The 13,429-nt window shown below is 66.5% G+C and carries 11 protein-coding genes; 7 read left to right on the top strand and 4 right to left on the bottom strand.

The features are described from left to right. Positions 1–87: 87 nt before the first annotated feature. From CSW63_RS11855 to CSW63_RS11840, 4 genes are all read right to left on the bottom strand, one after another. The gene (locus CSW63_RS11855; protein ID WP_168193645.1) at positions 88–2,514 is read right to left on the bottom strand and encodes an MASE1 domain-containing protein; all 2,427 of its coding nucleotides are present in this window, start codon (positions 2,512–2,514) and stop codon (positions 88–90) included. 168 nt (positions 2,515–2,682) lie between these two features. Then, positions 2,683–3,024, bottom strand: coding sequence for a peptidase inhibitor I78 (locus tag CSW63_RS11850; RefSeq protein ID WP_062099629.1), 342 nt, complete (start codon positions 3,022–3,024; stop codon positions 2,683–2,685). After that, entirely contained in the window at positions 3,021–3,482 is a 462-nt protein-coding gene (locus CSW63_RS11845) for a DNA polymerase III subunit chi (protein WP_062099628.1), read from the bottom strand. The genes CSW63_RS11850 and CSW63_RS11845 overlap by 4 nt, the downstream gene beginning before the upstream one ends. Positions 3,483–3,484: 2 nt before the next feature. Then, complete coding sequence (locus CSW63_RS11840) at positions 3,485–4,966, bottom strand: leucyl aminopeptidase (protein WP_062099627.1); 1,482 nt, start codon at positions 4,964–4,966, stop codon at positions 3,485–3,487. Between the two features lie 224 nt (positions 4,967–5,190). Between CSW63_RS11840 and lptF the strand changes: the two genes are divergently transcribed. From lptF to CSW63_RS23775, 7 genes are all read left to right on the top strand, one after another. Beyond that, positions 5,191–6,330, top strand: a complete 1,140-nt coding sequence (gene lptF, locus CSW63_RS11835; protein WP_062099626.1) for an LPS export ABC transporter permease LptF — start codon at positions 5,191–5,193, stop codon at positions 6,328–6,330. Next, the gene (gene lptG / locus CSW63_RS11830) at positions 6,327–7,433 is read left to right on the top strand and encodes an LPS export ABC transporter permease LptG (RefSeq protein ID WP_062099645.1); all 1,107 of its coding nucleotides are present in this window, start codon (positions 6,327–6,329) and stop codon (positions 7,431–7,433) included. Before lptF ends, lptG begins: the two co-directional genes overlap by 4 nt. Further along, a complete protein-coding gene (locus tag CSW63_RS11825; RefSeq protein ID WP_062099625.1) occupies positions 7,426–9,864 on the top strand; it encodes an LPS-assembly protein LptD in 2,439 nt (812 codons plus the stop codon). Before lptG ends, CSW63_RS11825 begins: the two co-directional genes overlap by 8 nt. A 167-nt stretch (positions 9,865–10,031) precedes the next feature. Then, complete coding sequence (locus tag CSW63_RS11820) at positions 10,032–11,372, top strand: peptidylprolyl isomerase (protein WP_062099624.1); 1,341 nt, start codon at positions 10,032–10,034, stop codon at positions 11,370–11,372. After that, positions 11,369–12,370: a 4-hydroxythreonine-4-phosphate dehydrogenase PdxA gene (gene pdxA / locus CSW63_RS11815; protein ID WP_062099623.1), complete on the top strand. Its 1,002-nt coding sequence runs from the start codon at positions 11,369–11,371 to the stop codon at positions 12,368–12,370. Before CSW63_RS11820 ends, pdxA begins: the two co-directional genes overlap by 4 nt. Positions 12,371–12,384: 14 nt before the next feature. Further along, on the top strand, positions 12,385–13,215 hold the full coding sequence (gene rsmA / locus CSW63_RS11810) for a 16S rRNA (adenine(1518)-N(6)/adenine(1519)-N(6))-dimethyltransferase RsmA (protein ID WP_062099622.1): 831 nt from the start codon (positions 12,385–12,387) through the stop codon (positions 13,213–13,215). 64 nt (positions 13,216–13,279) lie between these two features. Further along, positions 13,280–13,399: a hypothetical protein gene (locus CSW63_RS23775; protein WP_062099644.1), complete on the top strand. Its 120-nt coding sequence runs from the start codon at positions 13,280–13,282 to the stop codon at positions 13,397–13,399. Positions 13,400–13,429: the final 30 nt, after the last annotated feature.

Genomic DNA, 13,429 nt, shown 5'->3' with positions numbered 1-13,429 from the left:
GTCGCTATGACGATGCCTCCTTGCCATGAAGTCACCAACTCCGGACGACCGCGTAAGGTCCAGGCCTCCCGAGCCCGGCCAACCGTCTCAGGCCGTTACCGGCTTGGGGGGCTCCAAGGCCTGGACCAGCGTCGAGAGCAGCGACATCACGGTCAGCGGTTTAGGCGTGGCGCCATCGAATACGGGGTCCAAGGGCCCAGCACGCACGTCAGCCGAAAAGGCGATGATCGGCGCTTTGGCGCAGGGGCCGCGCTCGGCGCGGATCCGCAGCGCCGCCGCCACCCCGTCCAGGCGTGGCATTCGCAAATCCATCAAGATGGCGTCATAGGACGCCGCGCCTGCGGCGGCGACACCGTCTTCGCCGTCGACAGCTTCGGCCACCTCGACGCCGACGGCTTCGAGCACCGAACGGACCAGTTCGCGGTTACCAGCGTTGTCGTCGACGACAAGCACGCGAAGCCCCGACGGCGGGATCGGAAAATCGGGGACGTCGTCATCGTCTGCTGAGGCGTGCGTCGACGCGATCGGCGCTGGGATTTCGAACCAGAAGCGCGCGCCCTGTCCTGGGCTGCTCGCCACGCCGATCTCGCCGCCCATCAGCTCCACCAGCCCGCGGGAGATGGCTAGGCCCAGGCCGGCGCCGCCATGCTTGCGATTAAGGGCCGCGTCGATCTGGGCGAAGCGGGTGAAGATCAGGGCCTGATCGGCCTCAACAACCCCTGGGCCGGTGTCGATCACGCTCATGCGCAAGCGGCCCTTCTCATTGTCGTAGGCCGCCTCCAGCACCACCTCGCCGACCTCGGTGAATTTCACCGCGTTGCCGACGAGGTTCAGCAGCACCTGGCGAACCCGCTCGGGATCAAGGATCACGCGCTCAGGAATGGCGTCGGCGCCCGCGGACCGCAGCGTCAGCTGCTTTTCCTGTGCGGACGGCGTCAGGATCTCCAGAACATCAGCGACTAGATCCACAACAGCGATCGGGCGCGGCTGAAGGGCGATACGCCCCTGTTCCAGCCGCGAGAAGTCCAGGATGTCGTTGATCGTCGTCAGCAGGGTCTGACCGCCGGTGGCGATACGGTCGACATAACGCCTTGATCGCGCGCCTAGGTCGGGCTCCTCGGACAAGAGATTGGCGAACCCGATAACCGCCGTCAGCGGCGTTCGCAGTTCATGGCTCATATTGGCCAGGAACTCGCCCTTTACGGCGGCGGCGGTCTCGGCCTCTGCGCGCGCGGCCCGCAGCTCCATCTCAAGCGTCTTGCGCGCGGTAATATCGCGGATGATGTCGGTGACCCCGACAGGTTGGCCTGTCCGCGCATCACAGGCCAGGGTCGGGCGCGACTCCAGCCAGATCATCGCGCCGTCCTTGCGGAAAGCACGGTATTCGACGGTGATACTCATCACCTCGCCGCGGCCGCTGGCCTCGCGCTGAGCCCTCACGAGATCAGCAATCCGTGGAGCATCTTCCCGATGGAGCACCTTCATATAGGCCCATCCCAGCAGCTCCTTGGCGTCGTATCCAAGGATCGTGCGCGTCGCCGGCGACATGTAGGTCATCCGGCCCTCAAGGTCGCTATGGGCGATGATATCGAGAGCATTTTCGGCGAGGAGACGGTATCGCGCCTCGCTCAACTCGGCTTCGGCGCGCGCCGTGATCAGCTTGGCCACGATATCGCGGCGTTGCCGCTGGAGCGCCGCTGCCGGCAGACTGACGAAAGTCGAAACCGCCAGGAAGAACTGCAGCACCGACGACTGATCATAGGCGCCGCCGTTGATGAGGTTGATCGGCCCCCGCCCCGCGAGCGTCAGCACCAAAGCGATCGCGGCCACTAACACCGAGCAGAGCGCCGCGCCGAACACCTCCTGGCGCCAGGCGGCGATCAGCATCATCGGCGGCACCAGGAACAGCAGCGGGTAACGGGTCTGGGCGAAGACGATCAGCGTCATCGCGCAACAGGCCAGAATCGAAAACACGCCGTCCCGGGTCAGCGGCTTTTCCTGGAGGTAGCGCCGAGCCTTGAGGAACACCAAAATCGCAGGGCCGATGCACAGCATGCCCAGGATGTCGTTCAGCGCCCAGGCGATGACGTTGTGCAGCAACGCCCCACCCCGCAGGGCGGTATGGATTAAGGCCGCGATGGGGCCGGTGACGAGCGGCGCCAATCCTCCCGCCAACAGGACGAAGGCCAACATGTGGCGCGGGCGTCCCAAGTCGATCGCCTCGCCAACGGCTTTGCGAACCAGGAAAGCCGCCAGAACCGCCTGCGAGACGTTCATGGTCACCAGGATCACATTGACCATGGGGCTGTCGCCGGCGTGCGCGCCGGCGGCCAGCGCGCCGACGATCCCACCCAGGATGATCGCCGACCAGCGGCGTGACGGCGACGACAGCAGAAAAGCGGCGAGAAATCCGTTTGACAGCCAGATCGGCGTCACATGGTCGTAGGCGCGCGGCACCTCGACGCACAGATAGGCCAGAAAGGCAAAACCGACCGCAGCGACCAGACCGGCCAAGGCCGCTCCGCCCAGATCACCCCGTGATCCTGTCTCTGACGTCGGTTTGACAACCATGCTTTTGCATCAGCCTTTGAAAGGGCTGATTCCGTTATTTCATGCGCTTTGCAGACACGCCACAAAAGCTTAGCCGCCTAGGTCTTCAGCCGATGTCTTCAGCCTCTATCTTCAGCCGCACTTCACTTGCTGGACGATGCCAGTGTCGGCGTTGAACAGGATATTCAGACGGTCGGCGCGGTAGTCCATGGTCACCGGACAGGTCGTGCAGGCCACGCGCCAGCGCGACGGGTCAACCGGCGCCGGGAGGCTGGTGCGCGGCTGGCCGACGAAACGCTGAGCGTCCTTCAGGCCGCACTCGTCCCTGGGTTCGCTACGCGGCGGGGGCGCCGGCAGAGCGATGGCGGGCGGAGCCGTCGGTGTCGTGGGCGGCGGAGGCGGCGCGGGCTCCGGCGCGCTGGAGCACGAGGCCAAGACCAGACCCAGGACCAACACGGACGCGAACCGCTTCATGCCTGCTTCTCCCAACCGCGCTCGGCGCCTTGACGCCAGTAGGACACCGGATGACCGGCCTTCTTGAACATCGACCAACGGCCCCGCGCCTGCGCCAAGGCCCGTTCATCACGGCCATCGAACAACAGGATACAGCGCGAAACCCCTGAAAGATCTCCAGGTTCGGCCCCGTCGATGAGAAACAGCGCATCGCCGCTGTTGGGGTTCCCCTCGGCGGTTGTCAGCAGCACCGGTTGGCGCTCGGCCATCGGCTCGCTAGCAAGGCCGTGCGGCAGGAAGCTGTCCTCGCGAAAGGTCCACAGGTGCTGATCCAGCGCCTCGATCCGCCGCGGGTCACCGCCGCGCACCAGCGCCTTCCAGCCCCTGCCGAGCGTCTTTTCCAGAAGCTCGGGCAGCACCGCCTCGAGCGGCGAACGCTCCAGGTGGTAGAACCAGACCTCGCAGGGCGCGGCCGTCACGCTCAGCCTTCGTAGGCGTCGGCGACGAGGCGATTGAGCAGACGGACGCCAAAGCCCACCGCGCCGTCGGGCACGGTCGGGTCGGCCGACGGCTTTTTCCAGGCCACCGACGCGATATCGAGGTGCGCCCACGGCACGTTATTGACGAAGCGCTGCAGGAACAGACCCGCCGTGATCGAACCCGCAGGGCGACCGCCGATATTCTTCATGTCGGCGATCGGGCTTTCGATCTGCTTCTCGTAGGCGGCCGGTAGCGGCAGGCGCCACAAGGTCTCGCGCTCGGCCTTGCCCGCGCTGAGAAGTTTTTCCGACAAGCCATCGTTATTGCTGAACAAACCAGCGTAGTCATGACCCAGAGAGATGATAATCGCGCCGGTCAGGGTGGCCAAGTCGATCATGAACTGCGGCTTGAAACGCTCCTGCGTGTACCAAAGGGCGTCGGCCAGCACGAGGCGGCCTTCGGCGTCGGTGTTGATGACCTCGATGGTCTGGCCGGACATCGAGGTGACCACGTCCCCAGGACGCTGGGCGTTGCCGTCGGGCATGTTCTCGACGAGGCCCAGCACGCCGATGGCGTTGACCTTGGCCTTGCGGCCGGCCAGGGCGTGCATGACGCCAGCCACGGCGGCTGCGCCGCCCATGTCCCACTTCATGTCTTCCATGCCGTCGGCCGGCTTGATCGAGATACCGCCGGTGTCGAAGCACACGCCCTTGCCCACGAAGGCGATCGGCTGGGCGGATTTATCGGCCGCGCCCATCCACTTCATGATGACAAGCTGGCTTTCACGGACACTGCCTTGACCCACGCCCAGCAGGCTGCCCATGCCCAGCTTGGCCATCTCGGCCTCGCCCAGGATCTCGACTTCGAGACCGAGGCTCTCCAGGCCCTTGGCGCGGGCGGCGAATTCCTCGGGATGCAGGATGTTGGCCGGCTCGGAGACGAGGTCACGGCTAAAGACGATGGCGTCGGCCAGGGCCGCCAGCGGCTCGTAGGCCTTCTGCGCCTTGATCGGGTCGGCGGCGGCGATCTTGATGACCTGAACCGAGGGCTTTTTCTCGGCCTTTTCGGTCGTACGGTATTTGTCGAATCGATAGGCGGCCAGGCGGGCTCCGAACGCGGCGCGGGCGGCGCTCTCGGCGTCCGCGCCCAGCTTTAGCACCAGTTCGACAACGCCCGAGGTCTTGACCGCGTGAAAGGCCGAGGCGGCGGCCAGTTCGACGGCTTCCGGCTCGACCGCGCCCGAACCATCCACGCCGACCAGCACCACGCGCGCGGCCTCCAGACCGTGCGGCGCGACGATGTCCAGCGTCTGGCCCTTGGCGCCGGTGAAGCGTCCGCCGGCGATGGCGCGAGCGAGCGCGCCGCCCGTGGCCTCGTTGGCCGCGCGGGCTTCCGGCGACAGGGCCGCGCCTTCGTGGGCCAGGACCGCGAGCGCGGCGGTGGCGCCGGCCTGGGTGTCGACGGGGACGAACTCGATACGCATGCCGCGCTCCTGTATCTTGGGCGACCGAAGCCGCGCGACAGACCGTGCGCCGGCTTTTCTCTTCAAGGCGGCATAGTCCAATGCCGCGCCTTAGAAAAGGCTCCGTTCGGCTCCAGTCGAAACACTCAAGTCAGGTCCCCGGTTGTGCTGGCGTAAGGGCGCCGTGTAGAACGGCGCATCTTCGGGGTTCGTCCCACGAATCCATCCGCCCCGACCCCGTCTTCATGCGCCTCATAGAACGCTATCTCTTCCGGCAGTTGCTCGGCCCGACGCTTCTGGCGACCGCGGCCCTGGTGGCGCTCGCCCTGCTGGCGCGCAGCCTGTCGGAATTCGACGTGCTGGTGGAGCAGCGCCAAAGCGCGATGGTGTTCCTGAAGATAATCCTGCTGGCCCTGCCTCAACTGCTGGGCATCATGATGCCGCTGGCGCTGTTCGTGGCGGCGCTGGTGGCCCTGAATCGCCTGCATACCGAGCAGGAGATCGTGGTCTGCTTCGCGGGCGGCATGAGCCGCTGGAGCGTGATCTCGCCGGCCATCCGCCTTGCCATGATCGCGGCCCTGATTTCGCTGATTTCAGGCCTCTGGCTGCAGCCGTGGAGCGCGCGTCAGATCCGCGAGACGGCCTTCCAGATCAAGACCGATGTCGCTTCGACCCTGGTCCAGCCCGGACAGTTCACCGAACCTGGCCCCGGTCTGACCGTCTATGCCCAGTCGATCGATCGCGACAACAAGATCCAGAACCTATTCATCCATCAGGATCTGCCCAACGGCGCGGCGACGACCTATTCGTCGCGCGAGGCCGAGATCGCCACCCGAAAGGGTGAGCCGGTGCTGATCATGCGGCACGGCAGCAACCAGCAGTTCTCCCGCGAGGGCGTGCTGCAATACACCTCGTTCGACGAGTACACCTTCGACCTGTCCAGCCTGTTCAACAGCGACGAGCTGCTGCACTACAAGATCGCTGACCGATATCCCCACGAGCTGTTCTTCCCGGACCTGACCCAGGAGTGGGAGCAGCGCAACAAGGACAAGCTGCTGGCCGAGGGCCATTCGCGCTTCGCCGGCCCGCTCTACAACATCGCCCTGATGAGCATGGCTCTGGCGGCGGTGCTGGGCGGATCGTTCAGCCGCATGGGCTATGGCAAGCGCATCGCCGCCGTCGGCGCGGCCGCCGCCATCGTCCGCATCGTCGGGTTCGGCGTGCAGGCCGCCTGCGAGGACGATCCGTGGCTTAACGTGCTGCAGTACCTGGTGCCCATGGCCGCTGTGTGGTGGAGCATGTCGCAGATCTTCCGCCAGAAGATCAGCTCGCGCTCCAAGGCCACGCCTTCCAAGGCTATCCCCGCCCTGACGGGAGCCGCCTGATGCTGACGATGGGCATGGTGGAGCGGTACGTGCTGAGGCGCACGATGGGCGCGCTGGTCGCCGCCCTGGCGGTCCTGGGCGCGATGGTGATGCTGATCGCCTTCGTCGACATCGCGCGGAATGTCGGCACCCGGGCCGACGCGAGCTTCCTGCGCCTGCTCTACCTCACCCTCCTCCAGGCCCCGGCGACGATCCTGGTCCTGGCGCCGTTCGTCTTTCTGTTCGGCACCATGTGGGCGTTTGTCGAACTGAACCGACGCAGCGAACTGATCGCGATGCGGGCGGCTGGCATCTCGGCATGGCGCTTCATCATGCCCGCCGCCGCCGCGTCGTTCGTCATCGGCCTTCTGACCATCACGCTGCTGAACCCGCTCACCACGGCGATGACCGCCAAGTTCGAGACCGAGCGCGACCGCACCATGAACGGCTACCTGAAAGAGACGCCGAAGGGCACGTGGCTTCGTCAGGGCGACGACAAGACTCAGATCGTCATCCGCGCCCGCGCCCGTGACGTCATCGACGGCTCAGTGCGCCTTCGCGGGGTGTCGCTGTTCGTCTACACGCTGAACGCCAAGGGCGTCATGGACTTCACGCGCCGGATCGAGGCCAACGAGGCGCGGCTGGAGCCCGGCTTCTGGCGCCTGAGCGGCGTGCGCGAGGCGACGCCGGGGGCCGGCGCCATTCGCTCGGACAGCCTGTCCATCCCGTCGAACCTGGACGACCGCACCGCGTCGGAACGTTTCAACTCGCCTCAGGCGGTGGCGCTTTGGCGGCTTCCGGCCACGATCAAGCGAACCGAGGACGCAGGCTTCTCGGCCGCGCCCTTCAAGCTGCGCCTGCAACAGGACATGGCCACGCCGCTTCTGTTCGCGGCCATGTCGGTGCTGGCGGCCGCCTTCTCGCTGCGCCTGATGCGCCTGGGCGGCCTGGCCATGCTGGCCGGCTCAGGCGTCGCGCTGGGCTTTGGGTTCTTTTTCTTCAACGAGCTGTGCAGCACATTGGGCAAGGCCGACGTTCTGGCCCCGTTCATCGCCGCCTGGACCCCGCCGACCGTCGCGCTTTTGGTGGGCTTCACTTTGCTTTGCTATACGGAAGATGGGTGAGTCATTGTTTCCAGGGTCGTCCATGTCTGAAACGCGTTCCAGCGTCCCGTCCGTGTGCCGCGCGCTGCTGATGACCGGCGCGGCGTGGCTGGCGCTGGCCTGCGCGGGCGCGGCCCACGCACAGGACCAACAAAGTCTCGCGACCATCCCGCAAGCGCCGCTTGTGAAGGCGCCCCCGGCCGACGGCCTGGGCGATGACGGTTACTACCTTGAATCCGACCTGCTGATCCGGGACGACCAGAACCAGATCATGACCGCCGAGGGCTCGGTGGAAGCGCGGTACCAAGGCCGCACGCTGCGCGCCGACAAAGTGGTCTACAACAGCAAGACCGGCGCGATCACGGCTGATGGGCACGTGCAGCTGATCAATCCGGACGGCACTGCGGAGTTCGCCGACCATCTTGAGCTGGACCGCGACATGAAGGCGGGCTTCGCCCGCAACTTCTCGGCCAGGCTCGAGCAGAACATGAAGATCGCTGCGGCGAGCGCCGTGCGTCGCAACGAGAACATTCAGGAGCTGAACAGGGCGATCTACACCCCCTGTGAAGTCTGCGCCGAAAAGCCGACGCCGACTTGGTCGGTCTCGGCCGACAAGATCGTGCAGGATAAGCCCAAGCAGCTCATCTACTACAAGAATGCGGTGATCCGGATGTGGGGCGCGCCGGTGCTCTACCTGCCGCTGTTCTGGCACCCTGATCCGCAGGCCAAGCGCAGCTCGGGCTTCCTGGCGCCCAAGCTCGACTTCTCCAAGGGCCGCGGCGTCTCGTATAATCAGCCCTACTATTACGTGATCTCGCCGTCGTCGGACGTCATCGTCGCGCCGCAGATCAACAGTCACGTCAATCCGTTCCTGAACGTGAACTATCGCAAGCGCTTCTATTCCGGGATGCTCGAGGCGCGTGGCGGCTTCACGTACGACAAGGAATTCGACATCAAGGGCGACCGCTTCGGCGAAGAAACGCTCCGCAGCTACATCCTCGCCAGCGGCAAGTTCGACATCGACCGGCACTGGAAGTGGGGCTTCTCGGCCGAGCGTGTTTCGGACGCCCTGCTGTTCGACAAGTACAAGGTCAACGACGTCTATCAGCAGCGCGGGCTGTTCACGAGCGACGACCATCGTCTGGTCTCGCAACTCTACGCCACCCGCCAGGCGCAGCGCTCATGGCTGTCGGTGTCGGCGGTCTCCGTGCAAGGCCTGCGCGTCGTCGGCATCAACGCCGCCACGAACGCGGCGAACGCCTTCGAAAACAGCGGCGCGTTCCCGCTGATCGGGCCGTTGGTCGAGGCCCGGTGGGAGCCGCAAAGTCCGGTTCTGGGCGGACGCCTGCGCCTGCAAGGCTCCGGCGTGATGCTCAACCGCTCGGAGTCCCAGTTCGGCGAAGCGCCTTACTTCCTGGGCGCCTACAAGGGCCAGAACGGCGTTGACTCCAGCCGGGCCAGCGTCAAGGCCGACTGGCGCAGCAGCACCATCGTGGGGCCCGGCCTGAAGGTCTCGCCGTTCGCGCAAGCGCGCGGCGACGCCTATGCGATCAAGACCTATGTCACGCCCGCCGCGCGGGCGCTGGGCGACGACACCAAGGAAACCTACACGCGGGCGCTTGGCGTCGGCGGCGTGGACTTCAGCCTGCCCTTCTACAAGCCGCTGGCGAAGGGCGGCAGCGTGGTGCTCGAACCTCTAGCCCAGGTGGCGGTGGGCTCGGACAGCTCGCGCGTGCCGGTCGTCGTGGCGCGAGATGGAACCCGGCGCTACCTCTACAATGAAGACAGCGCCACGCTGGAGTTTGACGAAACCAACCTGTTCCAGGCTAACAAGTCGCCGGGCTTCGACCTCTATGAAGGCGGCCAGCGCCTGAACGTCGGCGGCCGCGCGACCTTTGCGCGACCGGATGGCCGCGGCGGCAGCATTCTGGTCGGCCGCAGCTTCCGGTCCGAGTTCGATCCGCTTCTGCCGACCCGCACCGGTCTGCAGAGCAAGTCGTCCGACTGGATCGTGGCGGCGACCGTCACTCCGGTTCGCGGGATCAACGCGTTCGTCCGCACGCGCCTCGACTCCAAGACGCAAGAGATTCACCGCATCGAGACGGGGGTCGACGCCTTCACCAAGCGCGGCAGCGGGTCGGTCCGCTACCTGAAGGACGAACTGGACGCCAACGGCAATCGCCAAGAGAACTTCGAAGCGCGTGGCGAGCTGAAACTGACGCAACGCTTCTCGCTGACCGCCTTTGGCCAGCGCGACATGGTGCAGGATGTCTGGCGTCGCCGCGACCTCGGCTTGGCCTACCAGGACGACTGCATTCGGATCGATGTCATCTACCAACAGGAAGACCGTTACGCCTCGACGGCCAGCGGCCTGCGGCTGCAGCCCGATCGAACGATCGTCTTCCGCCTAACGCTCGCCACATTGGGTGATACAGGGTACAGCAGCAAGTAACTGACCACGTCTGGGGGGCGTGCGGGCGGGCCCGCAGGCCAGACAGGCGCGTCTATCGGGGGCGACGGCCGAAAGGAAACGCCGGTAGGGCGACCGCCGACTCCGAAATCGTAATAATCGACCGCGCTCCGAACGGAGCGGCTGGGCCTAGAGGAACGACACTATCCATGCGGTCTGCGCGTAGCGTGACGACTTTCGCGGCCGGGGCCGCGTCCATTCTGGCCCTGACCGTGGCGAGCCTCGGCTCGGCCGCGATGGCCCAGCCCCCCCAGGTCGCCGCGCCGCCGGCGGAGCGGCCGGCTGGCCCACAGCCGTTGTCCGAAAGCGTGGCGGCGGTCGTCAACGACGACATCATCTCCAGCTACGACCTGATGCAACGGATGCGCCTGCTGATGGCGACCTCCGGCATGCAACCGACTCAGGAAAACCTGCCGCAGATCGAACAGGAGGCCCTGCGCTCCCTGATCGACGAGCGCCTGCAGATGCAAGAGCTCAAGCGCGTCGAGAAGCAGCAGAAGATCACCATCATTTCGACCGACAAGGAGGTCGAGGAGCAGATCGGCGAAATCGCCCAGGCCAACCGGGTCAGCGCTGACCAACTGAAGCAGCAGTTGGTCGCGCAGGGGATCGGCCTTGAGACCTGGCGCGCGCAGTTGCGCGCCGAGTCCAGCTGGCAGTCCTGGATCCAGGGTCGCTACGGTTCGCGTCTTCGGATCGGCGAAGACCAGATCAAGGCCTACCAGCGCCGTCTGGCCGACGCCGCCGCCAAGCCGCAGTACCAGATCAGCGAAGTCTTCCTCGACGCGGCCCGCGTCGGCGGGATGGAAGTGGCCCAGAACGGCGCCGCCCAGTTGATCACCCAGATGCAGCAAGGCGCGCCATTCGCGGCCGTCGCCCGCCAGTTCTCGGGTTCGGCCACCGCCGCCAACGGCGGCGAGGTCGGCTGGGTCAGCCAGGGCGAGATGCCCCCCGAAGTCGACGCCGCCCTTGAGCAGCTGCGCCCCGGCCAGCTCTCGCGACCGATCCAGGTCCGGGACGGCGTCTATATCATCTACCTGCGGGACAAGCGGGCCGGCTCCAAGACGGCGATCGTCGATCTCAAGCAGGTGGCCGCGCCGCTGGCGGCCGACGCGAGCCAGGCCCAAATCGACGCCGCGACCAAGACGCTTGCGGACCTCAAGCCCAAGATCACCAGCTGCCAGACGCTGGAAGCCACGGCCGCCAAGATCGACGGCCTTGTGGCCGGCGACCTTGGCGAAGCCGAAATTACCGATCTCGCCCCGGCGTTCCAGGAAGCGGCCAACAAGCTTGAGGTCGGCCAAGTCTCCGACCCGATCCGCACGGACGCCGGTTTCCATCTGATCGCCGTCTGCGGCAAGCGTCAGGGCGGCGCCAACGCTCCGACCCATGACCAGATCGAGAACCGCCTGCGCGGCCAGCAACTGGCCCTGATCGCCAAGCGCTATCTACGCGATCTGCGCAACCAGGCGACCATCGAAACCCGGTGACGCAACGACCGCTCGCCATCAGCGCCGGCGATCCGGCCGGCGTCGGCGCGGAGATCATCGCCAAGGCCTGGCGGGCGCTCCGCCACGAAGGCCCCGCCTTCGTGGTCATCGGCGACGCTCAGCTTCTCGGCTCCGCCGGCGGAGAGGTGAAGGTGCGCGCCGTGACAGGCCCCCAGGACGCTCCGGGGGTGTTCGCGGACGCCTTGCCCGTCCTTGACATCCCCCTGCTGTCGCCGGTCGTTTCCGGACGCCCCTCCCCCGCCCACGCGCCTCAGATCATCCGCTGGATCGAAACCGGGGTCGGCTTGGCTCTGTCCGGCGCGGTCAGCGGCCTCGTCACGGCGCCGATCGCCAAGGCTCCGCTCTACGAAGCCGGCTTCGCCTTTCCCGGTCATACCGAGTTCCTGGCCGAGCTGACGGCGGCAGCCAGCATGGACGGCGCGCGTGGGCCCGTGATGATGCTGGCGGCGGGCGACCTGCGGGCGACGCTTGTCACGATCCACACCGCTCTGAGCCAGGTTCCAGCGGCTCTGAGCCTGCAGAGCATCGTTAACAGCGGTCTCGTCACCGCCCAGGCGCTTCGCCGCGACTTTGGCGTCGCCAAGCCGCGTCTGGCCGTCGCCGCGCTCAATCCGCACGCCGGCGAAAGCGGGGCCCTGGGCCGCGAGGAGATCGAGGTCATCGGCCCCGCCGTGCGCGCCTTGGTCGACTTGGGAGTCGACGCCTACGGCCCGGCGCCGGCCGACACCCTGTTCCATCCCGAAGCGCGCGCGCGCTTCGACGGCGTGCTCTGCATGTATCATGACCAGGCCCTGATCCCTGTGAAGATGCTGGACTTCTGGGGCGGCGTGAACATCACGCTGGGGCTGCCGATCGTTCGGACCTCGCCCGATCACGGCACCGGCTTCGACATCGCTGGACGCGGGATCGCGCGTCCCGATAGCCTGATCGCCGCCATCAGGCTGGCGGCCGATATCGCCGCCCGTCGCGGCGCCTGAGAGACGTGAAGACCATGAGCCTGGCCGATCTGCCGCCCTTGCGCGAGGCCCTCGAACGCCACGACCTGATGGCGCGCAAGAGCTTCGGCCAGCACTTCCTGCTGGACCTCAACGTTACGCGCAAGATCGCGCGACTGGCTCAGGTCAACGAGGGCGATACCGTGGTCGAGGTTGGTCCTGGCCCCGGCGGCCTGACGCGCGCCCTGCTCGAAACCGGCGCGAGGGTGGTCGCGATCGAGAAGGACAGCCGCTTCCTGCCGCTCCTGGCCGAGGTCGCCGACGTGGCCGACGGGCGTCTTCAGCTTGTCGAAGGCGACGCCCTGAAAGTTGATGCGGCGCTGGCTGCAGGCGGACCGGCGCACGTGGTGTCGAACCTGCCTTACAATGTCGGCACCCAGTTGCTGATCAACTGGCTCACGGGGCCGTTCCGCCCCTTGTCGATGACCCTGATGTTCCAGAAGGAAGTCGCTGATCGCATCGTGGCGCAGCCCGATGACGACGCCTATGGACGCCTGGCGGTGATCGCCCAGACACTTTGCGAAGCCCGAACCGTCATGGACCTCCCCGCCAAGGCCTTCACGCCGCCGCCGAAGGTGGCCTCGGCCGTCGTGCGACTCGTCCCCAAGGCCGATCCACCGCTGGCCGAAGTCGTGGCGGCCCTGGAACGTGTGACCGCCGCCGCCTTCGGCCAGAGGCGCAAGATGCTCCGCTCCAGCCTGAAGGCGCTGGGTGGCGCGGCGCTGTGCGAGCGCGCTGGTATCAGCCCCGACGCCCGCGCCGAGGTGATCGATCTTGCGGGGTTCCTCGCCTTGGCCGGGGCCGTGCTGGACAGCCCAACCGCCTAAGACCCCTTCAGCTCCGGTTCATCCACGGCGCCGCTTGATGGGCAGGCAAGCCGAGGAGACCGCCGTGGCCATCCGTCTGATTCTGATCTGCACCTTGCTATCCTTGGCCGCATTGTCGGTGCTTGCCGACGGGCGCCGTCCGACTAGCCATACAGCCCGATCGCCGGCCGTAGTGGCGGGCTAAACACGCACAGGCGTGGCCGACTCCTATTGA

The organism is Caulobacter sp. FWC26 (assembly GCF_002742645.2).
In the GTDB taxonomy this organism is placed as follows: Bacteria; Pseudomonadota; Alphaproteobacteria; order Caulobacterales; family Caulobacteraceae; genus Caulobacter.
This window is presented reverse-complemented; position numbering and strand designations above follow the sequence as displayed.

What these genes read in the sequence shown, in the direction of transcription:
- rsmA (WP_062099622.1), top strand. Translation starts at nt 12,385, where the DNA reads ATGAGCCTGGCCGATCTGCCGCCCTTGCGCGAGGCCCTCGAACGCCAC.
- CSW63_RS11820 (WP_062099624.1), top strand. Translation starts at nt 10,032, where the DNA reads ATGCGGTCTGCGCGTAGCGTGACGACTTTCGCGGCCGGGGCCGCGTCC.
- CSW63_RS11840 (WP_062099627.1), bottom strand. Translation starts at nt 4,966, where the DNA reads ATGCGTATCGAGTTCGTCCCCGTCGACACCCAGGCCGGCGCCACCGCC.
- lptF (WP_062099626.1), top strand. Translation starts at nt 5,191, where the DNA reads ATGCGCCTCATAGAACGCTATCTCTTCCGGCAGTTGCTCGGCCCGACG.
- CSW63_RS11850 (WP_062099629.1), bottom strand. Translation starts at nt 3,024, where the DNA reads ATGAAGCGGTTCGCGTCCGTGTTGGTCCTGGGTCTGGTCTTGGCCTCG.
- CSW63_RS11825 (WP_062099625.1), top strand. Translation starts at nt 7,426, where the DNA reads ATGGGTGAGTCATTGTTTCCAGGGTCGTCCATGTCTGAAACGCGTTCC.